General features: G+C 56.0%; 20 protein-coding genes. 12 read left to right on the top strand and 8 right to left on the bottom strand.

The genetic code is table 11. The annotated features are described in order from the left end of the window. Nucleotides 1-13 precede the first annotated feature (13 nt). Complete coding sequence (locus JX360_RS05870) at nucleotides 14-475, bottom strand: YlqD family protein (RefSeq protein ID WP_244349701.1); 462 nt, start codon at nucleotides 473-475, stop codon at nucleotides 14-16. Nucleotides 476-755: 280 nt separating this feature from the next. Between JX360_RS05870 and hemC the strand changes: the two genes are divergently transcribed. Then, nucleotides 756-1,742 carry a hydroxymethylbilane synthase gene (gene hemC / locus JX360_RS05875; RefSeq protein WP_244349705.1) on the top strand — a complete coding sequence of 329 codons (987 nt, stop codon included), beginning with the start codon at nucleotides 756-758 and terminating at the stop codon, nucleotides 1,740-1,742. Between the two features lie 92 nt (nucleotides 1,743-1,834). Here the strand turns inward: hemC and purC are convergent, their stop codons facing one another. Both purC and JX360_RS05885 read right to left on the bottom strand, forming a co-directional pair. Next, complete coding sequence (purC, locus tag JX360_RS05880) at nucleotides 1,835-2,626, bottom strand: phosphoribosylaminoimidazolesuccinocarboxamide synthase (protein ID WP_244349706.1); 792 nt, start codon at nucleotides 2,624-2,626, stop codon at nucleotides 1,835-1,837. A gap of 56 nt (nucleotides 2,627-2,682) precedes the next feature. Next, nucleotides 2,683-4,146 carry a sugar transferase gene (locus JX360_RS05885; protein ID WP_244349707.1) on the bottom strand — a complete coding sequence of 488 codons (1,464 nt, stop codon included), beginning with the start codon at nucleotides 4,144-4,146 and terminating at the stop codon, nucleotides 2,683-2,685. A gap of 66 nt (nucleotides 4,147-4,212) precedes the next feature. On the opposite strand from JX360_RS05885, the gene JX360_RS17520 reads away from it, so the two are divergent. The 5 genes from JX360_RS17520 to JX360_RS05905 all read left to right on the top strand — a co-directional run bounded on the left by JX360_RS17520 (nucleotide 4,213) and on the right by JX360_RS05905 (nucleotide 7,154). Further along, nucleotides 4,213-4,341 carry a hypothetical protein gene (locus JX360_RS17520; protein ID WP_279611282.1) on the top strand — a complete coding sequence of 43 codons (129 nt, stop codon included), beginning with the start codon at nucleotides 4,213-4,215 and terminating at the stop codon, nucleotides 4,339-4,341. Between the two features lie 40 nt (nucleotides 4,342-4,381). Next, nucleotides 4,382-5,155, top strand: coding sequence for a ZIP family metal transporter (locus JX360_RS05890; RefSeq protein WP_244349708.1), 774 nt, complete (start codon nucleotides 4,382-4,384; stop codon nucleotides 5,153-5,155). A 23-nt stretch (nucleotides 5,156-5,178) separates the two neighbouring features. Beyond that, on the top strand, nucleotides 5,179-5,946 hold the full coding sequence (locus JX360_RS05895) for an alpha/beta hydrolase (RefSeq protein WP_244349710.1): 768 nt from the start codon (nucleotides 5,179-5,181) through the stop codon (nucleotides 5,944-5,946). Nucleotides 5,947-6,047: 101 nt separating this feature from the next. Beyond that, the gene (locus tag JX360_RS05900) at nucleotides 6,048-6,410 is read left to right on the top strand and encodes a DUF7980 family protein (RefSeq protein WP_244349712.1); all 363 of its coding nucleotides are present in this window, start codon (nucleotides 6,048-6,050) and stop codon (nucleotides 6,408-6,410) included. 57 nt (nucleotides 6,411-6,467) lie between these two features. Further along, a complete protein-coding gene (locus tag JX360_RS05905; RefSeq protein ID WP_244349713.1) occupies nucleotides 6,468-7,154 on the top strand; it encodes a cadmium resistance transporter in 687 nt (228 codons plus the stop codon). 58 nt (nucleotides 7,155-7,212) lie between these two features. Here the strand turns inward: JX360_RS05905 and JX360_RS05910 are convergent, their stop codons facing one another. From JX360_RS05910 to pruA, 4 genes are all read right to left on the bottom strand, one after another. Beyond that, nucleotides 7,213-7,479, bottom strand: coding sequence for a hypothetical protein (locus JX360_RS05910; RefSeq protein WP_244349714.1), 267 nt, complete (start codon nucleotides 7,477-7,479; stop codon nucleotides 7,213-7,215). Nucleotides 7,480-7,598: 119 nt separating this feature from the next. Next, nucleotides 7,599-8,573, bottom strand: coding sequence for a UDP-N-acetylmuramate dehydrogenase (gene murB / locus JX360_RS05915; RefSeq protein WP_244349716.1), 975 nt, complete (start codon nucleotides 8,571-8,573; stop codon nucleotides 7,599-7,601). Next, nucleotides 8,570-10,090, bottom strand: coding sequence for a UDP-N-acetylmuramate--L-alanine ligase (gene murC / locus JX360_RS05920; protein WP_244349717.1), 1,521 nt, complete (start codon nucleotides 10,088-10,090; stop codon nucleotides 8,570-8,572). Before murC ends, murB begins: the two co-directional genes overlap by 4 nt. Before the next feature lie 170 nt (nucleotides 10,091-10,260). Beyond that, nucleotides 10,261-13,215, bottom strand: coding sequence for an L-glutamate gamma-semialdehyde dehydrogenase (pruA, locus tag JX360_RS05925; protein ID WP_244349718.1), 2,955 nt, complete (start codon nucleotides 13,213-13,215; stop codon nucleotides 10,261-10,263). A gap of 354 nt (nucleotides 13,216-13,569) precedes the next feature. On the opposite strand from pruA, the gene JX360_RS05930 reads away from it, so the two are divergent. The 6 genes from JX360_RS05930 to JX360_RS05955 all read left to right on the top strand — a co-directional run bounded on the left by JX360_RS05930 (nucleotide 13,570) and on the right by JX360_RS05955 (nucleotide 19,796). Beyond that, nucleotides 13,570-14,838: an RNA-guided endonuclease InsQ/TnpB family protein gene (locus JX360_RS05930; RefSeq protein WP_425244366.1), complete on the top strand. Its 1,269-nt coding sequence runs from the start codon at nucleotides 13,570-13,572 to the stop codon at nucleotides 14,836-14,838. Nucleotides 14,839-14,927: 89 nt separating this feature from the next. Next, nucleotides 14,928-15,587 (top strand): SDR family oxidoreductase, encoded by a 660-nt coding sequence (locus tag JX360_RS05935; protein WP_244349721.1) that lies wholly within the window; start codon nucleotides 14,928-14,930, stop codon nucleotides 15,585-15,587. 379 nt (nucleotides 15,588-15,966) lie between these two features. Beyond that, entirely contained in the window at nucleotides 15,967-16,173 is a 207-nt protein-coding gene (locus JX360_RS05940) for a hypothetical protein (RefSeq protein ID WP_244349722.1), read from the top strand. A 211-nt stretch (nucleotides 16,174-16,384) separates the two neighbouring features. Further along, nucleotides 16,385-17,020, top strand: coding sequence for a TetR/AcrR family transcriptional regulator (locus tag JX360_RS05945; protein WP_425244364.1), 636 nt, complete (start codon nucleotides 16,385-16,387; stop codon nucleotides 17,018-17,020). Nucleotides 17,021-17,142: 122 nt separating this feature from the next. After that, entirely contained in the window at nucleotides 17,143-18,474 is a 1,332-nt protein-coding gene (locus JX360_RS05950; RefSeq protein WP_244349746.1) for a histidine phosphatase family protein, read from the top strand. 5 nt (nucleotides 18,475-18,479) lie between these two features. After that, nucleotides 18,480-19,796: a dihydroorotase gene (locus JX360_RS05955; RefSeq protein ID WP_244349724.1), complete on the top strand. Its 1,317-nt coding sequence runs from the start codon at nucleotides 18,480-18,482 to the stop codon at nucleotides 19,794-19,796. On the opposite strand, the gene hemG is transcribed toward JX360_RS05955, so the two are convergent. Continuing rightward, nucleotides 19,793-21,313, bottom strand: a complete 1,521-nt coding sequence (hemG, locus tag JX360_RS05960; RefSeq protein ID WP_244349730.1) for a protoporphyrinogen oxidase — start codon at nucleotides 21,311-21,313, stop codon at nucleotides 19,793-19,795. The genes JX360_RS05955 and hemG overlap by 4 nt on opposite strands. Nucleotides 21,314-21,336: the final 23 nt, after the last annotated feature.

A 21,336-nucleotide genomic window follows, 5' to 3' on the forward strand; every position in this document is an offset into this window, starting at 1 on the left:
GTGGGTATAGCGCTTATGGGTTCCCCCGAATCTCTTTGATCACCCCATCTTCGAGGAGGATTTCCACCTGCATTTTTTGAATGAGATTATCCCCCTGCTGCACCCGGAAGAAACTCTCCACATTGCCCTGCAGCACCTCTTGGTTGAGTTCCAGCGTGCCCAGTTGGTTGACCTGTTGCAGGAGTTGATTTTTTTGATCGAGGAGCTTAATTTTTTGCTCGTTCACTCGGCTTTTCACCGCCTCCACCTGCTGGAGGACTTGCGGGCTGTTCGGATTGGGACTTTGCTTTTCCAGTTCGGCGATCGCCCGCTTGCCTTGAAACTCCAGTTGCTGCATTTGAGCATCGGTGGCCTGGATTTGCCGTTGCAGTTGCTCCTGCATCTCGCTTTTCCAGAGGGAGGTAACCACCACCTTGATGGGAATGTTGCGCTTCAGAAGTAACTGGGTACTATTGCCGTTGTTGTTTTCTTCCATAAAACCTAATCCAGGCAGACTGTCAACCAAATCAGGGAACCCAGCTCACACAGAACGGTTCCCTCAGGACTTCCGAGCTCAAAGAAGGGGGTTTGGCACACCACACACTTCCCCGCCGCGACGGAGAATCCGCTTACTCATCCTATCGGCTCGGATCCCTGGGGTAAAGTCTCTCGCCGCCGGGAAAAGGCAATTTTGGTTAAGGATCTTGAAGGTCAACGGCGTGCTCCGGCCCAGATTCAGCTAGCGTGAAAGACGGTGTTCTTTTTTTGCAGTAGCCATGAGCGAATCGGCCTTGACCACCTCTGAACCCTCTTCTTTGGCCACTGAACCGGTACGAATCGCCTCCCGTAAAAGCGAGTTGGCTTTGGTGCAAACCCATTGGGTGATGGGGCAGTTGCAGGAACACCACCCTGGCCTGATCCTCGAGCTCAACACCCTCTCCACCCAAGGAGACATCATTCTCGATGTGGCACTGGCTAAGATTGGCGACAAGGGCCTGTTCACCAAAGAGTTGGAGGTGGGTCTTTTAAATGGCAGCAGTGATTTGGCGGTGCATAGCCTTAAGGATCTCCCCACCCGTCTGCCAGAAGGTCTGATGTTGGGGGCAATCACACGGCGGGAGGATCCTCTGGATGCTTTGGTGGTGCACGAGCGGTTTCGGGACTATCAACTCTCCACGTTGCCGGAAGGAACGGTGATTGGAACCTCTTCACTGCGGCGGTTAGCGCAGTTGCGCCACAACTTTCCCCATCTGCAATTCAAAGATGTGCGGGGCAATCTGAATACCCGTTTGGCCAAGTTGGATAACGGGGATTACGATGGGCTGATTTTGGCAGTGGCAGGTCTGAAACGGCTGGGCAAGGAGGATCGCATTCATCAGGTGTTGGATCCCAGCGTCTCTTTGTATGCTGTTGGTCAGGGATCCCTGGGGATCGAGTGCCGGCAGGGGGATGGGCGGATTCTCGGTTTGATTCAACCTTTGGCGGATGCAGAGGCAACGGCCCGCTGTTTGGCGGAACGGGCCCTCTTGCGAGCCTTGGAGGGAGGATGCCAGGTGCCGATTGGAGTTCATAGCCACGTGCAAGGAGATGAACTGCACCTGACGGGCATGGTGGCGCAATTGGATGGTCAACGGTTAATCCGGGATAGCCAAACGGGATCCGTGGCGGATGCAGAGGGGATCGGTATAGCTCTGGCGCACAAGCTGAAACAGCAGGGAGCGGACGAAATTTTGCAAGCGATTTTTGCCCAAGCTCGTGGCTAATTGCACTGCTGTTCAGCGCTGTTGAGCAAGGAAAGCAAAAGATGGGTTGAGAGATACGCTCCAAACCCAGCTCACTGCCCTGAAGTTCACCCCTAGGCGCTGTTGGGATGGGGCTGTTGTTCGACGACCTGCAGAACCCGTTGCAACACCTCTTGGTAACCTGCCACGGGATCCCCCAGATCAAACCGGAAGAGATCCTTATCCAGTACCCTTGGCGCTGAGTCATCTCCTGCCGCTAGGTCCCAAAGGCGGCAGGTGTCGGGGCTAATCTCATCCGCCAACAGGATTTCTCCCTCGGCATCGCAACCAAATTCCAGCTTGAAATCAACTAACTCCAGTTGACAGGCCCGCCAAAAGGTTTGTAAGTGTCCGTTGATGGTCAAAGCCAGGGATCCCACCTGTTCCACTTGAGAGGGGGTAGCCAACTTTAACAAACGAATGTGGTCCTGGGTTACCAAGGGATCCCCGAGGGCATCGTTTTTGTAGTAAAACTCCAGCAAGGGGGGGTCGATGGGCAGCCCCCGCTCTAATCCCAGTCGTTTGCACAGACTACCCGCCGTCCGGTTCCGCACCACCACTTCCAGCGGCAAAATCGTAACGGCCTTCACCTGCATTTCAGTGGGACTGGGTTGGGCAAGAAAATGGTTAGGGATCCCCTGCTGGGCAAGGTAGCGGAAAAGATGGCTGGATACGGTGCAGTTGACCTCCCCTTTGCCCGCAATGGATCCCCGTTTTTCGGCGTTAAAGGCTGTGGCATCGTCTTTGTACTGGCAAAGATACACCTGCGGATCGGCGGTGCGGTACACCCGCTTGGCTTTGCCCTCATAGAGCAGCTCCTGAGGTGCGCCAGGAAAAGGTGAAGGGGAGGGAGAAGAAGAGGGCATGGGGGCTTTGTGCTGAAGTTCTAGTGAAGTTCTGGGGTGAATTGGTGGAGGTTTTTTTAATACCCAGTTAGTTGTCCTCGCATCCCTTGCCAGAGGGTGATGGCGAGGATGCGCAGATCCAACCACAACGACCAGTTTTGCACGTAGTACAGATCGTATTGGGTACGGCGGGCAATGCTGGTATCACCCCGTAGGCCATGGATTTGCGCCCAGCCGGTCAGACCCGTTTTCACCAGGTGCCGATCCAGGTATTTGGGGATCTCCTGGCTAAACTGCTGCACAAAGTAGGGACGCTCTGGGCGTGGCCCCACTAAGCTCATTTCCCCCTTCAACACATTCCACAGTTGTGGCAACTCATCCAAATTAGCCCGTCGCAAAAAGGCTCCAATTGCGGTTCGCCGCGGATCCCCCGGACGGGTCCAGCCAGGTTGGGCGGATCCCTCGGCATCCACGCGCATGGTGCGGAATTTGGCAATCCAAAAGGACTGGCCATCCAGGCTCACCCGCTCCTGGAAATAGAAAATCGGGCCAGGACTACTCCAGGCTACCAAAGCGGCAATCCCCAAAAAAACAGGGCTGAGGCACATCAACCCCACTAGGGATCCCACCACATCCACCGCTCGTTTAATCCAGCGATTGTGGGCATAGCGCAGCGGTGGCTCCCGTAAGGTCAGCAACGGGATCCCGTCTAAAGATTGCAAACTCAGGTTCACCGTCAAAAAGGCGAGAATATCCGGTACCAGACGCACCTGTACCGACAAGGCTTGCAAACTGAGCAACAGCGGCGCTGTAGCCAAATCCGGTTGCCCAAACCACACCTCCTGCACTTCCGGGTGGATTTGTAGATAGGCGATTAAATGGCCGGGATCCAACCGTTCAAGAATTGACCAGGAAGACTCCGGTTGAAGCAGGGGAGCTTGAACCGCATGCCCATCCTGAGGACGGGAACTTTCCCCAGAGATAGCCGGCTCCGCTACAGCCCAAGCCACGATCTCAAAGCCCAGGTGCGGGGTGCGCCCCAACCGCTCCAATACATCTGCCAAAACCGACTGGGATCCCACCCAAATTACCTGCCGCCGTCCATAGCCCCGAGACAATAACTGGCCCATGCCCAGGCGCAGTCCCGCCCGCGTCAGAGTCATCCCCAGCAAGGCCATCACTCCGGCATAGCCCAGCACCAGCCGCGACAAAGACACCGAGCGAATGAAAAAAGCCCCTGCCAGGATCAGGCCGAAGGTACACCCCAACCCCACCAGCAAACTGACCCATTCCTCAAAGTGAGACAAACGTTTGGGTTCGGTATACCCCCCCAGACCGGCCTGAACACCCCAGTAGCTGAAAATGGTCAACAACCCCAAGCCTGCGTATAAATCCCAAGGCAAGAGCTGATGGGGCGAAAGACTGCGTAGCCAGTAGCCCACCCCAAACGCTAGCCAAATACAGAGGCCATCCCCCAAACAGGCTAGGGGTACCCACAACTGTTGCAAATCCCACTTGGCTTGCTGGCCCCGTTCTGCCAAGGATGCTCTCCTCCCGGTCAAAAACTGCAAACCATCTTACCGTCTCGATTTCATCTAGAGCAGAAGATGAGGGTGCTCCCCAGGACGCGGCACGCCATCGGGTTACAACCCTGCCCAATCCTGACCCCAGAAGCGGACAATCAACTGGGATCCCTGCCTCGTAACAGAGCAGATCCCGATGGCCCGATGAGTTGAATGAACAAATGAACAAATTGAACATGGAGGACATTGACCCATGCACCCCATCTGGATTGGATCCCTGGGTAGCCTGATCGCCGGCTTAGCCACAGGGTTAGGGGCTTTGCCAGCCCTGTTTGTTCCCTCTATCTCTGACCGAGCCCAAGGGATCCTACTGGGGTTTGGGGGTGGGGTGATGTTGGCCGCCACATCCTTCTCTTTGTTGGTGCCGGGGACGGAAGCCGCTCTGGAGTTGGGGTATTCCCGGTTCATGGCTGCTTTGATCATGGTGGCGGGTATGTTGATCGGGGCCTTGTTCCTGGAAAGTGCCCACCGATTCTTTCCCCACGAGCACTTTTTCAAGGGAGTAGAAGGGGAGAACCGTGCCCATCTAAAACGCATCTGGCTATTCATCATTGCCATTACGCTGCACAACTTTCCGGAAGGCTTGGCGGTGGGGGTGGGATTTGCCACAGGGCAGATTACTGCAGGGTTGGCTCTAGCGATTGGGATCGGACTACAAAACATCCCGGAGGGCTTGGTGGTGGCCTTGTCATTGGTAGCCCAGGGGTATCGGCGGTTGTTTGCTTTTCGGGTGGCGCTCCTCACGGGTTTGGTGGAGCCGGTCGGTGGACTGATTGGGGCTACAGTGGTGTCGTTGGCGCAGCCTTTGTTGCCGTGGGGGATGGCTTTTGCGGCAGGGGCCATGCTGTTTGTCATTTCGGATGAGATTATCCCCGAGTCCCATCGGCAGGGGATAGAACGGGAGGCCACCTTTGGAGTCCTCAGCGGGTTTGTGGTGATGCTGCTGCTGGATACTGCACTGGGTTAAGCGCTGAGTTAAAGGGGGATCCGATGTTAAGCAATGAACCCTTTTTGTGGCGGGGCGCTGAGGGGGGGGATCACGCCTGTTTGCTGCTGCATGGGTTAGGGGGCGGCATCTACGAGTTGCAGTGGTTGGCGGAACGATTGTTGGGGTTGGGCCTGACGGTCCAGGGCTTCAACTATCCCGGCCACGACCAGCCTGCTCCGCGGATGCCTCGCTCCCGTTGGACGGAATGGTACGGGCGGGTTTTGGAGCATTACTTGGCTTTGCAGCAGGAGTATCGACAGGTTTCAGTGGTGGGATTTTCAACAGGGTGCCCTCTGGCTCTGCATCTGGCTTTTGCCCATCCCTTGCACAAGCTGGTGTTGCTTTCCCCTTTTTTTGCCATCCGCCACCAGTGGTACTACGGGTTGCGTCCGGAGCAGTACCTGAACAGCATCGGGCGGTTGCTGGAGGATGTCCCTCGCCTTCAACTACCGATTCGGGATGGGGATGTGCGAGCCTTTGCCGAAAAAGCTGCCTATTTCCAGAGTTTTAATCTGCCCTCGGTGCGCAGTGCTCTCGAGCTGATCGAGCGGGTGAGAGGAGAGGTGGCTCACATCCGAGTGCCCACCCTGATCCTGCAATCTCGTCAAGATACGGTGGTGGATCCCGAACAGGCGGAGTGGCTCTATCGGGAGCTGGGATCCGCACAGAAAGTCCTGCACTGGCTGCAACGCTCCGATCACATTCTTTCTCTGGATGTGGAGCGGGAGGAGGTCTTTGCCCGAGTTGGCCAGTTCTTGGGGGATCCCTAGAACCCCGCCCCAGGCTCACTCTCGGAATTAACCCTATTCCCAGGTTTTTATTAAGCAACGTGAAGTAAGATTGTGGAGACAAAACGCGGGAGAGCAGGAGGATGTGGAAAAAGCTGCGGGGGGGCTTCTTACTGGTTTTGGGATTTATGTTGTCGCCCCTCTCCTGGTGGAATGATTTGTTTTTCAACCTGCCGATTGCCTACGGGTTTGGCTATCTCTGTGGCTTGTGGCAGCCTGAGTGGATCTTGGGAGGAACCCTCGTCGGGTACTGGCTCTCCAACTTGGTTGGCATTGTCATGATGCAGTTTGGCGCTACGGATGTTGTGGAAACAGGTGAGAAACCTCGCAACATAAAACGAGATCTCCTAATCGGCCTAGCTTCTTCTACCGCCTACACGTTGGTGATCGTGGGATTGGTGCAATTCCATATAGTCGATATCAGTGCTATCTTCCCCATCTCCTAAATGGGCTTGGAGGAGTGTCGGGATCCCTGTTTCTTGTTTTGTTGGCCAAACAACTTTATGTCCGTCGCGGTTTTCTGGAAAACTTTAGTCGAAGGGATCATCGCTTTTGTCGCCACTCACATTGACGACTTTCTCCTGCTTGCCTTGTTATTTGCCCAGGTTCAGATCCAACCGAACTGGAAACCCTGGCACGTCTGGCTTGGTGGCTACATTGGCCTCATCGGTCTGATTGGCATCAGTCTGTTGGGCTATTTCGGCGGACTGTTGTTGCCCCCACCTGTGATTGGGTTGCTGGGATTGATCCCGATTGCTGTCGGTTGCTGGAAACTGTGGCGACCCGGAAATGAAGAAGAAGCTATTGAAAAGGAGCTGGAAGAACTCCAGGAACATCCGCCTAGAAAGAGATGGCTGTTCTCTTTGCCTTTCATCTCCCCGCCTGTGCTCATGTCAGTGACTTTGACCTTTGCTAACGGAGGGGATAATATCAGCCTCTATGTTCCCTTGTTTGCCAGTAGCACTCCACCACAATTGCTTTTGTTTTTTGTGATTTTCGTTCTCATGAAAGGGCTGTGGTTTGCTATCGCCCAAAGATTGTCTTTACAGCCAGTTGTAGTTAAGGTGTTAACAGAGCAGGGAGAACATTGGGTGCCTTGGATTCTCATTGGATTGGGAATTTGGATTCTAGTTGAAAATGAAACCTGGCGATGGTTTGTGTCCTACCTTGTGAATGGGATCCTGGGTTGAACCACTCCTCCTGCATCCAGTTCACCTTAACCAGACGGTTGCAAGACAACCCCAAAACTCAGTCGTTGTGTCGCTCAGGATAGGGATCCCATTCCGACTCTTCATGGCGATGTTCTCGTTCCCAGCGATGAACCCAGTCCCAGATGCGGTAGTGCTGGTCGGCGTTGAGTTGAGTGGGATCCTGCCCCAACGTAGCAGCCTCTTCCGGAGTGAGGAGAGCAGCCAGGCTGCCGATCTCCACCAAATGGCGACGTTCTTCGGCGGTGGTGTGGGCCTGGTGCAATCGTCGAATCAGCCGACGAACAGAAAGCGTTTCTTGACTCATAAGCCAATCCCAAACTGGGGGTAGAGGGTACACCTATCGGGGTCAGGAAGGGGCAAAGTTATCTTCTCATGCTGTAAAAACTTCAACCGTATCAAGCGAGCCCAGTCCTCATGGCCAACTCAAGAGGGAATGTCAAATTGCCCCAAGATGCGTACCTCTGGCTCTAACAACAGAGACCATTGTTGACACACTTTTTCCTGAGCCAACTGGATTAAATGGTGAATATCGCTGGCGGTCGCTTGATCACAATTCAGGATGAAATTGGCATGCCGCTCTGAAATTTGGGCTCCGCCAATCCGGTAGCCCTTCAGCCCCACCTGCTCGATCAGCCAGCCCGCCGGGTAAGTCTCGGGGTTACGAAAGACACTACCACAGCTGGGCAAATGATAAGGCTGCGAATTCAGGCGTTGGTTAAGGTTGCGCTGGGTTTCCAACTGCACCTGAGCGGGATCCCCACCTGGGATCAACTGCAGTGTTGCCCCTGTTACTGTCCAGGCCGATTCCTGCAAGCGAGAGCGGCGATAGCCAAACTGGAGATCTTCAGGATCTAGGCGATAGAGTTCCTGCTCCTCATCCAAAATCTGCGCTTCTACCAGCACATCCGACAAAGCAAAGGCATGAGCGCCGGCATTCATCACTACGGCTCCCCCCACCGTACCCGGGATCCCAATCGCCCATTCCAATCCTCGCCACCCCTGCTTCGCCGCCACCCGCGACAAATTGACCAACGGTTCTCCGGCAGCAGCCCAAATCCGCCCACCCTCCAACAGTTGGATCCCGCGCATGCGCCGGGTATTGACCACCAGCCCCGATAAGCCCGCATCGCTAATCAACAGGTTGCTCCCTGCTCCCAAGAGGGTGACTGGAATCCCTTCCGCCCGTGCCCAACCCAAGCACTGCCGCAGCTCTAAGTCTGTGCGGGGTTCGCAATACCACTCTGCTTTGCCCCCGACTCGAAAGGTGGTCAAAGGAGCCAACAGGATCCCTGACTGAATCAATCCAGAAAGGCCGACAGAAGCTGGGGTTGAGGCAGAAACTGGGCGGTCGGACACACAGGAGCTATCCCGCAGGATCATCACCGGAGCCGTAGTCATGATGCCAACACCTCAGAAGCACCCATCTCGCTGACCGAATCTTCTGCTTGCCTAGCTGAGTCTGGTTCAGGATCCGCTAGGGGCAGCTGCTCAGCCTGAGCAGCGTATGCCCGCATCGTAGCCGCTATCTGCTGATTCAGATCACCTGCGCCCAGAAAAGTCACCAGATCTCCAGGTTGCAAAACAGACCGTAACACCTCCGGCAACTGCTGCAGAGAACCCACATAGCGGACGTGGGGGTGATACTCAGACACCGCCACCGCCAGGCGCAAGCTGTCGGAACGCAACGGCGGCGACTCCCCCGCTCCATAGGTGGGCACGATCAACACCACATCCGCATCCCCAAAACAGCGGGCAAAATCCTGAAACAACCTGGCCAAACGGCTGTGGCGATGGGGTTGAAACACTGCCACCACTCGGCGTTGCTGGAGCCGGGCTGCACGCAGGGTAGCCTGAATTTCACTGGGGTGATGAGCATAATCATCCACAAAAGTCACCCCACCCACTTCCCCTTTCCGCTCAAAGCGGCGATGCGCCCCCTGAAATTGAGATAGGGCTGAGGCAATCACCCCGAACCCCAAACCCAACTGGCGACCCACCGCAATGGCAGCCAACGCATTGCTCAGGTTATGGGATCCCAACACCTGTAAGCGCAGCTGACCCAGCCGGGATCCCCCTTCCCAAATTTCGGCTGAGGTGGAATCCCCGGCATAAACAATCTGACGGGCTTGGTAGAGGGCTTGGGGGTGCTCCTGTAGGCTATAGCCCACATCCACCGACAGATGAGCCGCTACATTTGGGCAATCCAGAGACGCAACCAAAGTTTGACTTTGCTGCCCATACTGTTGAAAGGCCCGAATCACTTGATCCAAGTCGGTGTAATGATCCGGGTGATCCAGCTCAATGTTGGTGATCACCCCCACCTTGGGGTGTAACCGCACCAGCGATCCATCCGATTCATCCACTTCTGCCACCAGATACTCCCCCTGGCCGAGGCGAGCATTGCCCTCCCAGGCATCCACCTCCCCGCCAATAATGAGGGTGGGATCCCAACCCGCCGAGAGCAACACATAGCCAATCATGCTGCTGGTGGTGGTTTTGCCGTGGGTGCCCGCCACACCAATACTGGGGCGATGGTTAAACAGGGCCGCCAACAAATCGGCTCGGTGCCAAATCGCTAAGCCTTTTCCCAAAGCAGCCGCCAATTCCGGGTTGCCAGGGCGAATGGCGCTGGAATAGATCACCTGCGGATCCCCGATCAGCCCCTCTGGGGTATGACCCTGGACAAAACGAACCCCCAAAGCTTCCAGTCGGCGGGTACGACCATTGGCAGCAATATCCGAACCGGAAACCCGAAACCCCTGCTTGGCCAGAATGTAGGCCAGTGCCGACATGCCCACCCCACCAATGCCGACAAAATGATAGGTGGCAATTAATGGATCTAAGCTGAGGGGTAAAGTCTGAGACTGAACCGAGACTGACGTGACGGGATCCTCCCCCCCAAGCGTTTCTAGCATTGCAACCCTACCTCACTCCTCAAAGATCACCACACCCTAAAAATCGGCACCCGTAGCCCAGGTCCCGAACAGGCCACATCATACCAGGAATCCCCTAGGGGGAGGTAGTTCGCGCTTCACAGGGGAATGGATCTGTTTGGGCAATCCATATATTTCTAGGGTCAGTATCCCTAGGATCCCTCAATGGGGGCAAAGCCCTGGCGCTGGATATTTTCGGTGAGGGTGCGGGGTTCCAAAAATTGCAGCAGGTAATCAGGGCCACCGGCTTTGGATCCCACGCCAGAGAGCTTAAAGCCGCCAAAGGGTTGCCGTTCCACCAAGGCCCCTGTGATGTCGCGGTTGATGTAGAGATTGCCGACGGCAAAGTCTTGACGGGCTTGTTCGATGTGGGAGGGGGTGCGACTGTAAAGACCGCCGGTGAGAGCATAGGGGGTAGCATTAGCCATTTCTAGGGCTGTGGAAAAGTTTGGAACACGCAAAATGGCCAGCACAGGGCCGAATAACTCCCGCTGCGCCAGATCCGATTGGGGATCCACTTGGCTAAACAAGGTGGGGCCGACAAAATAGCCCCGTTCCGGCACTGGCAAACTCAACTCCAGATGGGCATAGGATTGGGCGGATTGAATGGCTTGCTGTAGACGGGCTTGCGCCTCCCCATCGATCACCGGGCCCACCTGGGTACTGGGGTGAGCGGGATCCCCGATGTTTAAGGACTGGGTAGCCTCGATCAGCCGTCCCAGAAACAGATCGTGAATCGGCTCGAGCAGGATCACCCGCGAACAGGCGGAACATTTTTGGCCGCTATAGCCAAAGGCCGAGTTAATCACCCCTTTCACCGCCTGATCTAGGTCAGCACTTTCGTCCACGATGATGGCGTTTTTGCCCCCCATCTCGGCGATCACCCGTTTGATGTGCTGTTGGCCGGGGGCGAGCTGTGCCGCTTGAGCCAGGATCTGGCAGCCCACCGCCTGGGATCCGGTGAAGGCAATCAAATGGACGCGGGGATCTTTAACCAACAGGGGGCCAATTGCTTCCCCGACTCCCGGTAGAAACTGGAACACCCCTGCCGGGATCCCGGCTTCCGAGAGGGCGGTGAGGATAAACCCTGCCAATTTGGCTGCGATCACAGAAGACTGTTCTGCCGGTTTGAGCAGCACACAGTTGCCGGTCACCAAAGCAGCCACTGTCATGCCACAGGCGATGGAAAGGGGGAAGTTCCAGGGGGCGATCACAACAGCCAAGCCCCGCGGTTGATAGTGGTAGCGATTGGTTTCACCAGGGACATGGCGCTCTTGACCCCGCTCAAGGGTCTCCATCTGCTGAGCGTAGTAGCGGCAAAAGTCGATCGCTTCTGAGATCTCCCCATCCGCTTGGGGAATCGGTTTGCCCACCTCTAGCACCATCCAGGCAGCCAGTTCCGCCCGTTGGTCTGCGATTTGCTCCGCCACCCGCCGCAGGATCCCAGCTCTGACGGAGACAGGGGTGCGCTTCCAGAGGGGAAAGCAGGCTTGAGCCGCAGCAAGGGCTTCTTCGACTTGCTCCGGACTGGTCAACCCAATTTCTCCCACCACCTGTTCAGGATTGGCGGGGTTCAGGGAAGGAATTGCCTGTGGGGTTGCTTGATATTGCCCGGCGATCCAGGGTTGCACTTTCTGGCCCAGTTGGGTTTGAACTTTTTGCAGGGCTTGGAAAAATGGATCCCGTTGGCTGGGCTGACTAAAGTCGCTATCTGCAGCTGCTGGGAAAGAAAGAGGTGCAGCCTGAAAAACGGATGCGGCGTCGAAGGCAGGGGGGGCCAGCAATTGCTCGGCCTCATAACCCTGAACGCTCTGACGCAAGAAGGAACTATTGGCAGTATTCTCCAACAGACGCCGGATCAGATAGGCCATGCCAGGGAGCAAAGCCCCGTAAGGGCAATACACCCGCACCCGATGCCCCGTCTGCACCAAGGCTTTGGCCAGTTTGTCCGCCATGCCGTAGAGCACCTGCATCTCAAAGGCTGGCTTCGGTACCCCCAAGGCTTCCGCAATGGCAATGGCCTTGGCTTGAGACCGCACGTTGTGGCTACCGATGGCAGCATAAAGATGGGTGTGATGCTCTAACAAAAGCTGGGTGAGGCGCTCAAAGTTGGCATCGGTGGCTGCTTTGTCGTTGTAAACCGGCTGCGGCCAGTGCTTTTGTGCCGCCAGGATGGTTTCTTGATCCCAGTAGGCTCCCTTCACCAATCGCACCGTCACTGGGGATCCCCGTTCCTGGGCCCAGCTGATCAGGTTCTGTAAATCGGTATAGCTATCCCGCAGGTAGGCTTGCAGTGTCAAGCCAACATCGGTGCGGTTTCTGAATTCCGGCTCCAGCAACAGCTCCTGCAAAATGGAGAGGGTGAGGGACTTGTAGCGGTACTGCTCCATGTCGAAATGGATCCCTACCCCCAACTCTGCGGCTCGGCGCAGCAACGGCCGGATCCGTTCCCCTACCCTGGCTTTGGCTCCCACAGGATCAAAGGGGTCGAACTGGGAATAGAAGGCAGTCAGTTTGACGGAAACCTGAGGCTGCGGCTGGGGCTGCGGCCAAGTTTTGACGGCGGTTGCCAAATGCTCCATCACCTGCAGGTAGCGCTCCAAATAGGACTGGGCCTCCGCTTCGGTGATGACGGCTTCTCCCAGCAGATCCACCGTGAAGGTCATGCCCTGCCGATGCAACTGTTCCAAGGTTTTGCTCACCTGCTTCAGGGTTTCCCCGGCGATGTAGCGGTGGGCCAGAGCTTCTACGGCAGTGGTCAGGGTGCTGGCGGCCAACTGTCCGGGCAGGGAGTCGGGATCGGCAAAGTTGAGCAGGTTCTTCAACAGACTGGGTAACTCCACCGCCGCATCTGAGAGATACTCCTGCAGATGACGGGCCACTTCTGTTTTGCTTTTCAGGCTGGGCAACACATCGATGAGGCGAAACAACTGTGCCCGCAGATGGGGGCTTTCCATCGCCCAGGCCAGCAGTCGATCATCCCACCGCAGTTGATCGCGCCATTGGGCCAGCAGGGACTTGCCTTCTCCCCTGACTGCCGCCAGCAAGGATTGGGCAATCGTTTGGGTTTGGGCTTCGTAAGCGGGGAGGGTAGCTTGGACAACCATAATTACTGGGCAATAACTGGGCGAGCAGGGATCCCCTTATGCTGTCACAGGCAGGAGCGGGATCTGGGTAACTTTTGAGAAGATAATGCTTTTGTGAGGGCTAATGCAGAAGTGCCTTCACCGAACTTAACTCCTAAGAGCGCGAGAACATAAATCCCGCGCTGTACCTGAAAGGTCTTCGCCTAGCGTGCCGTAGGCATAGCGTCGGGATACAAAGCCCTACGGGCCGTGCGTAGCAAGACGGAGTCTCGCCGCTTGCTGTAGCAGTGGGGTATGCGCTTCGCGCAGGCTGAGCCAACGATACCCCCGAAGCAAGCATTTACCACCGCACTCTAGTTGTGGTAAACTATGGCTATGCTGACCCTGAACTACACCTACCGAATCTATCCAGATGCCGCGCAGCAGACTCAACTGCTGGAGTGGCTTGAGATATGTAGAAGCGTGTATAACTACGCTTTGCGCGAACTCAAAGACTGGATTGCTTCGCGTAAGTGTCCGCTAGACCGATGCTCGTTGGAAAGGGAATACATCATTCCCGCCGACGAGCCGTTCCCGTCTTATCACCGTCAGCAAAACAACCTGCCCAAAGCTAAGAAGCAATTCCCGCATTTGGGTAAGGTGCATTCCCAGGTTTTGCAAACTACGATTCGTAGACTGCACGATACCTGGGAAGCGTTTCAGAAACGGGGGCATGGGTTCCCACGATTCAAAAAGTTTGGTCAATTCAAGTCCTTTGTGTTTCCCCAGTTCAAGAACAACCCTATCAACGGCTCTACTGTCAAGTTGCCAAAGATAGGGGAAGTGCCCATCAACCTGCATCGCCCTATCCCTGACGGGTTTAAGGTGAAGCAGGTGCGAGTGGTGTCTAGGGTGCGGGGTACACAGTGGTACGTGGTGGTGACAATTGAATCGCCGGTGTCGGTTCCTGACATTCCAATTCATGGTCGTGCCATCGGCATTGACCTCGGATTGGAGCGATTCTTGACGGTTTCGGATGGCAGCTTCCAGGAGCGCCCCAAGTTTTTCAGGTCGATGCACCGCAAGCTGAAATTGCTGCAACGCAGAGCGGCACGAAAACAGAAGGGGTCGCAAAACTGGGAGAAAGCCCAAACGAAAGTGGCTAGGATGCACCACCGGATTGCTAACCGTCGCAAAGATTTTCATCTGAAGACGGCTCATAAGCTGTGTGACCAAGCGCAGACCATTTTCGCCGAAGACCTCAATGTCAAAGGGTTGGCGCGAGGGATACTGCGGAAAGGTTGTGTTGATGCTGCCTTTGGACAATTTCTTTCTCTGACAGAATGGGTGTGCTGGAAACGCGGGGTGTACTTTGCCAAGGTTGACCCCAACGGCACCAGTCAAACCTGCCCATCCTGCTTTGCCACTGTGCATAAAGGCTTGGAAGTCAGAGAGCATCATTGTCCTGAGTGTGGGTATCGCACCCATCGGGATCATGCTGCCGCCGAGATGGTGTTGCGTCGTGGACTAGAGAACGTAGTAGCCCAGGGACTCTGGGGAAGGGAAACCGCCTGTCAAGTCGGTCTGTCGGGGGTCTATGACCTAGATAAGTGGCGTGGGGCAGGAATACCCAATCGCGAGGTTGGGAAGCCCGCGCTGTACTAGCGCTCCGCGCCGCTAGCGCGAACGTAGAGTCAGCGTCGGGAGGATGTCACTCACAAGCCGGTGGGTCGGGGTATCAGAGGTTATTTATTATGCAAGCGTTTGTTGCAGGAGCTACCGGGGAAACTGGGCGGCGCATTGTGCAAGAGTTGGTCAGCCGCGGGATCCGGGTACGGGCGCTGGTCCGCAGTCGGGAGCTGGCCGCTCAAGTTTTGCCTCCAGAAGCCGAGATTGTCGTGGGGGATGTGCTGGATCCGGCCACTCTGAAGACAGGCATGGAGGGGTGTACGGTGGTGTTCTGCGCAACCGGGGCGCGGCCTAGCTGGGATCCGCTACAGCCTTACCGGGTTGATTATGAGGGCACTAAGAATTTGGTGAATGTGGCCAAAGCCCAAGGGATCCAACACTTTGTTTTGGTGTCTTCCTTGTGTGTGTCGCAATTCTTTCACCCGCTCAATTTGTTTTGGCTGATCTTGGTCTGGAAAAAGCAGGCGGAACAATACCTACAAAAAAGTGGCCTGACTTACACGATTGTGCGACCAGGGGGCTTGAAAAATCAGGACAACGAAGATGGCATTGTTCTATCCAAAGCCGATACCCTCTTTGAGGGCAGCATTCCTCGTACCAAGGTAGCCCAAGTGGCTGTAGAAAGCTTGTTCCAACCCGCAGCCCAAAATCAGATCGTCGAGATTGTAGCCAAACCGGACGTTGCCAAACAAGACTGGAGCACTCTGTTTGCTTCGCTGGCCTGAAAGTGTTACTTGCGATTAACTGAGAAAGGATCCCTGGGTTACAGAGCCTATGTCATCACGAATTAAGTGGCCATCTTCATAAATGAGTCAGTCTGCTACATCCAAAACTCCTCCCCAAGTTGAACTTGAAATGAACTAAACGGTTCAGTAATAGCTAAGCACTAAACCGATTAGTTTAGTCTGTCAAGAGCGGGCTCCCAGACAGCGCTATCCCCCACCAAATCCACAACCAGGATCGGATCCCGAGGGATCCCTGCTCAGCAGTACAGTCTGGAGAAGATCACAGAAGGAGGGTGATCCCTATCAAGGGGTGATCCGTATCAGAGAACAGATAGGGAAAGACCCATAGGATGGGGTCATCTTGTTTAGGAGCCCCACAATGTCTGCCCAGGATCCCTGCGCTTACTCGCATAGCCTGAATGAAGCTGATGCCCTCAGCGATGACCAGCTTGAAGCAATCTCGGGTGGAATCATCATCGTCGGTGGGGTAACCGGTGCGTTCTCTAACCCTCTCGCCAACGTTGCCCTCAATCCTCAGCCCTTGCCGCCTCGCTTCTTCCGACTGTTCAATATTTTCTATCTCTGAGGTTCTGCTGAGGGAAGCTTAGGTTGCTGGGATCCCGCTCCACTAGACTAGGACTACCATCCCTTGCTGTACTCTATGCTTCCCCTATGCCTTGTCAACCGTTTAGATCCGTCATCTCCATCAGCTTGCAACTGTGCTTGGGATCCCATCTTTTTCGCAGTCTTTAGCGCCTTGCTTTGACCTTTTATTGACTTCTATTGAGCTATAAACGATGTCTACTTCCACTTTGACCAAAGAAGAAGCCATTCTCCGGGGAGCGCTCCAAGAGTTCTTGGAACATGGCTATGCAGGCACCAGCATGGATAAAGTGGCCAGTTCAGCAGGTGTTTCTAAAGCAACTGTTTACAGCCACTTTCAAGATAAAGAACATCTTTTTATTGCCTTAATTGACCAGTTCACCGAGCAAAGAATGGCCGTTTTTTTGGGGCTAAGTCAGGACAGCATCTCGGAAAATCAATTCCAAGAGGCAAATAGTACACATGAACTCAAGACCGGATTAAAACAAATTGCCCTAAGCATGATCCATGAAGTTTCTGAAGATGAGTTTATTCTTCCCTTCATGCGACTTTTGGTGGCAGAGTCGGGACGTTTTCCAAACTTGGGTAAAACCTTTCTGACCCACATGGAGCTGCGTGGATTGAACGTGATCTCGGAGTACCTAAGCTCTTATCCCCACCTGAAACTGAAAGATCCAGAGGCCGTCGCGCGAATCTTTGTCGGCTCGTTGGTGCACTACATGATTGTGCAGGAAATGTTGCACGGCAAAGAGGTGATCCCGATGGAGCCAGAACGCTTGGTGGATAGCTTGGTGGATTTGGTGGTGACACAAGCGGAAAATAAAAAATAATACGTTCGCCGGGGCCCACTAAATTCTAAGTAACCTAAGTAACCATAGTCCAACGCGCTAGCGTGCTCTGGGTGCAAAGGGCTGTACCCTAGAAGGTGTTCTTGAGTGAGTTCGTGCAAGCAATGGCTCAGCCTGCCCTGCGTATTGTGATCGTGCGTCATGGTGAGAGCACCTTTAACCTAGAAAGTCGCATTCAAGGCCGGTCGGATCTCTCTCGCCTCACCCCAACAGGAGAATCACAGGCGCAGTGTGTGGCCAAGGCTCTGGCCGGGATCCCATTCAATCAAGCCTTTTGTAGCCCCCTAACTCGTGCTCTCGATACAGCTCGCATCATCTTAAAAGACCGGGAAGGGATCCCTCTAACGGTGACGGAGCAACTGCGGGAAATCGACCTCACCGCTTGGGAAGGGCTGACCTTTGCGGAGGTGAAAGAGAAATACCCCGACGACCATCACCTCTGGCGGCAACACCCCGAGAATTTGGAGCTAGAAGGGCGCTTCCCGGTGCGGGATCTGTGGCAGCAGGCGCGAGACTTTTGGCAAACCCTAGCGCAAGGGATCCCTGATCAAGAGGAGCTGATCAATATTCTTGTGGTAGGGCACAGCGGCATCAACCGCGCCCTGATTAGCACCGCTGCTGGTCTGGAACCTCACTACTACCATCGCCTTGGGCAAGACAACTGCGCCATCAGCATTCTCAATTTTCCCCAGGGGATCTCCTTCTCGCCGCAACTGGAATCCCTCAACATCACCGCCCACCTCGGCCAAGCGATACCCAAACGCAAGCAGGGGATGCGCATTTTGCTGGTACGCCACGGGGAAACCCAATGGAATCGGGAACAACGCTTTCAGGGGCGGCGGGATATTCCCCTCAACGCCACAGGAGAAGAACAAGCTGCCAAAGTGGCAGAGTTCCTGGCAAATCAGCCACTGCAGCTGGCTTTTTCCAGTCCTCTCAAGCGCCCTTGGGCCACCGCCGATGCCATTTGTAATAGCCATAGCAACCTGATTTTGCGCCCCATTCCCGACCTGCAGGAGATTAGCCATGGGGATTGGGAGGGCAAGCTACAAAGTGAAATCGAAGCGGAATATCCGGGGGAGCTGGAACAGTGGCAACGGGATCCCGCCAGTGTGCAAATGCCGAATGGGGAAAACCTCTACCAGGTGTGGGAACGGACTCGCCTAGCTTGGCAAGATATTTTGGCCACCACGGAGGCTCAGTTTCCGCAGGGGACAGCGGTTGTTGTTGCTCACGATGCCATTAACAAGGCCGCCATCTGTCAGTTGTTCGATCTGTCCCCACGGGCTTTTTGGACGTTCAAGCAGGGCAATGGCGCTGTTACGGTGATCGATTACCCAGAAGGCAAGGATGGGGCGCCGGTCTTAAGGGTGCTGAATGTCACCACACACTTGTCCGGCCAGATTCTGGACTGTACGGCAGCAGGGGCACTGTAAAACAGATGAGGCTGTCCTTCCCCTCGCGGGTGCGATTGCAGGGGGTACGTCTACTGGATCCCCTCCGGGGCTGGGATCAAAGAACGGATGTCTGGATAGAAGAGGGGCAGATTCGGGCTATGGATGCGCCGCGCTGGCGCGAAGGGATCCCGGAACCCTTTGATCTCCCCGCCGATCTACCGGTTCTGGACGCTTCCGGTTGGGTGATGGGGCCGGGATTGGTGGATTTGTATGCCCACAGTGGTGAGCCGGGGCATGAAAGCCGTGAAACCCTAACCTCTCTGGCAGCAGCAGCTTTGGCCGGGGGCTTTACTCGCGTGGGGATCCTGCCCACCACCGATCCTGTGTTGGACAGTGCCGAGCAACTGGGGCGCTATACTCGTCAGGATGGGGATCCCTACTGGTTACCTTGGGCGGCGCTGACGTTGGGGGCAAAAGGAGAACAACCCAGTGAATGGGCGGAACTGCTGCAAGCAGGGGCCACGGGTTTAACCGAAGATCAGCCGTTGCGTTCCTTGGTTCTGCTGCGGCGGGCTCTCGAGTATTTGCGGATCTGGAATAAGCCCTTGATGCTTTGGCCTTGGGATCCCGGTTTGGCCGGGTCGGGCAGCCTGTACGAAGGGGTTTGGGCCTTGCGATTGGGGCTAAAGGGGATCCCTGCCAGTGCTGAAACCGCTGCTTTGGCCCGGATTTTGGAGGTGATCCGGAGCGAATCGGTTACAACCCCCGTTCATTTCATGCGCATTAGCCAGGCTCGTAGCCTCCAGCTGATCCAGCAAGCGCAACAGGAAGGATGGCCGGTTACCGCCAGCACCACTTGGATGCACCTTCTCCTGGATGAACAGGCGGTTCTGGAGCAGGATTACAACCCCAACCTGCACCTGCTGCCCCCCTTGCCCACGGCCTCTGATCGCCAAGCCCTGATCGACGGGATCCGCGCCGGCACCCTGGCCATTGCCACCGATCACCGCCCCTACACCTACGAAGAAAAAACCGTACCCTTTGCCGATGCGCCAGTGGGTGCCATTGGCCTGGAACTGGCTCTGCCCCTGCTCTGGCACAATCTGGTGGAGAGGGGATCCCTGACGGCCTTGCAACTGTGGGCCGCCCTCAGCCTCCATCCGGCCCGTTGTCTGGGTTGGGATCCCCTTCCGCTTCAACCCGGCTCTGCTACCGATTGGGTGATTTTTGATCCCAGCTCCACCTGGATGGTCTCCGCTTCCACCCTCAAGTCGGGATCCCTGGCCACCCCCTGGTTGGGGAAACCAATTCAGGGCAGGGTTCTCCACACCCACGTGGGAACAGCTCAACCAACCGGTTAGCTAGCCCCAGATCCTGAGGAAGTGCTCAAGGAGGTGCTGAGGATTTCCTGGGCCATTGCTTCGGCACGCCGTACACACTCTCCTAGAGCCACTCCATCCAAATAATTGGCACAAACGGATAGTCCTGGGGTTTGGCGGGCAAGACTCTCCTGGAGCTGGGCAATCCGCTGCCGATGGCCGAGGGTATACTGAGGGATCGCTTGTGGCCACAGCCGTTCTCCCAGCCGGATGGGTTCTACGGGACGGGTCAGCAGGATTTGGCTCAGCTCTTCGTGGACGATTTGGGCGCGTTCTTCCGGGGATAGGGCGGTAATCGGTGGGATCCCTTTTTGTCGAGCATCAGCCGCATCGGTGGCCCCCCCGATAAAGTTGAGAAAACAGTGGTAACCTTGCGGCGCTCGCTCCGGGAACAGGCAGGAAGCCCAGATGGTGCCCAGGGTGCGCAAGCCCTGTGAGCGGGGGATCAAATGCCCAAAGCCCCGTAGAGGTTGGGGCAAGGCATCTTCTGGGTAGGCCAAAGTCACCACAGCCACCGGCGGGTAGGGAATCTCCAAAAGCAACTGGCTGGCCTCGGGGTTGAGTTCTTGTAGGAGGGAGGCAGCGGCATAAGCGGGCAGCGTCAGAACCACTTGCTTAGCAGCTACCCAACGGGATCCCTCTGGAGTCTTAAACCCTACCCAATAACCGGCTTCATCCCGCTTGAGGTGCGTAGCCTGCCAACCCAGATGCAGAGTATCTCCCAGTTTTGCGGCGATGGCTTCCGGCAGTTGTTGCAGCCCTTGCCGCAGATTGCCCAGTTGACCCCGCTTGGGCACCGGTTGAATCTGGGGCGACAGCGGTTCCGGCTGGCTGCGGGGAGCCCGAAAAGCGCCGGCAAAGAGGCTGCCATAGCGTTCTTCCCAACTGGCAATCCGATGAAAGGCGGCTATGGCACTCAGCTGATCCGCATCTCCAGCAAACACTCCAGACGTGAAAGGCACAATCAGCCGCTCCACCACCTCCGAACCCAGTTGCCGCCGGAAAAATTGCCGCACCGTTTCCTCTCGGCCAGGAGCAGGGGTTACAAACCCCAACAACCCTCGCAGAGCCCGCAGTTTGCCGCCAACGCTCAACAGCTGGGATCCGATCGCCGCGGCAGGGCTCATGGGCACCGGCAGCAGCTCTTTCTCCCAGTAGACGTAGCGAGGCAGCTTGCCATCCGCCAGTACCAGTTGATCTGCTAAACCCACCTCAGCAATCAGATTCAGCAACGCCGGAACGGGGGTAAAGCTGTTGGGGCCTTCTTCCCAGCGGTACCCCGCTTGGGATTGGCTGGAAATGCATCCCCCGACACGAGAGCTAGCTTCTGCCAGGAGCACTGGCCGGGATCCCTGAGCAGGGAAGTTTCGCAGCCCCTGTTGCAACCGCAGCGCCAGAGTCAGGCCCGTGATCCCCGCCCCAATCACCACCACTTCGGCGTGAATTGCCTCTGCGAGAGGACTCCCTTCTGGATTCACTGCTGAAACCGAATCACTCATGGCTTATTCCCCAGCGATGTTCT

This window comes from Thermostichus vulcanus str. 'Rupite', from assembly GCF_022848905.1.
GTDB lineage: Bacteria > Cyanobacteriota > Cyanobacteriia > Thermostichales > Thermostichaceae > Thermostichus > Thermostichus vulcanus_A.

Coding starts and splice junctions, on each gene's coding strand:
- JX360_RS05870 (WP_244349701.1), bottom strand. CDS start 475: ATGGAAGAAAACAACAACGGCAATAGTACCCAGTTACTTCTGAAGCGC.
- hemC (WP_244349705.1), top strand. CDS start 756: ATGAGCGAATCGGCCTTGACCACCTCTGAACCCTCTTCTTTGGCCACT.
- purC (WP_244349706.1), bottom strand. CDS start 2,626: ATGCCCTCTTCTTCTCCCTCCCCTTCACCTTTTCCTGGCGCACCTCAG.
- JX360_RS17520 (WP_279611282.1), top strand. CDS start 4,213: ATGAGGGTGCTCCCCAGGACGCGGCACGCCATCGGGTTACAACCCTGC.
- JX360_RS05890 (WP_244349708.1), top strand. CDS start 4,382: ATGCACCCCATCTGGATTGGATCCCTGGGTAGCCTGATCGCCGGCTTA.
- JX360_RS05895 (WP_244349710.1), top strand. CDS start 5,179: ATGTTAAGCAATGAACCCTTTTTGTGGCGGGGCGCTGAGGGGGGGGAT.
- JX360_RS05900 (WP_244349712.1), top strand. CDS start 6,048: ATGTGGAAAAAGCTGCGGGGGGGCTTCTTACTGGTTTTGGGATTTATG.
- JX360_RS05905 (WP_244349713.1), top strand. CDS start 6,468: ATGTCCGTCGCGGTTTTCTGGAAAACTTTAGTCGAAGGGATCATCGCT.
- JX360_RS05910 (WP_244349714.1), bottom strand. CDS start 7,479: ATGAGTCAAGAAACGCTTTCTGTTCGTCGGCTGATTCGACGATTGCAC.
- murB (WP_244349716.1), bottom strand. CDS start 8,573: ATGACTACGGCTCCGGTGATGATCCTGCGGGATAGCTCCTGTGTGTCC.
- murC (WP_244349717.1), bottom strand. CDS start 10,090: ATGCTAGAAACGCTTGGGGGGGAGGATCCCGTCACGTCAGTCTCGGTT.
- pruA (WP_244349718.1), bottom strand. CDS start 13,215: ATGGTTGTCCAAGCTACCCTCCCCGCTTACGAAGCCCAAACCCAAACG.
- JX360_RS05930 (WP_425244366.1), top strand. CDS start 13,570: ATGCTGACCCTGAACTACACCTACCGAATCTATCCAGATGCCGCGCAG.
- JX360_RS05935 (WP_244349721.1), top strand. CDS start 14,928: ATGCAAGCGTTTGTTGCAGGAGCTACCGGGGAAACTGGGCGGCGCATT.
- JX360_RS05940 (WP_244349722.1), top strand. CDS start 15,967: ATGTCTGCCCAGGATCCCTGCGCTTACTCGCATAGCCTGAATGAAGCT.
- JX360_RS05945 (WP_425244364.1), top strand. CDS start 16,385: ATGTCTACTTCCACTTTGACCAAAGAAGAAGCCATTCTCCGGGGAGCG.
- JX360_RS05950 (WP_244349746.1), top strand. CDS start 17,143: ATGGCTCAGCCTGCCCTGCGTATTGTGATCGTGCGTCATGGTGAGAGC.
- JX360_RS05955 (WP_244349724.1), top strand. CDS start 18,480: ATGAGGCTGTCCTTCCCCTCGCGGGTGCGATTGCAGGGGGTACGTCTA.
- hemG (WP_244349730.1), bottom strand. CDS start 21,313: ATGAGTGATTCGGTTTCAGCAGTGAATCCAGAAGGGAGTCCTCTCGCA.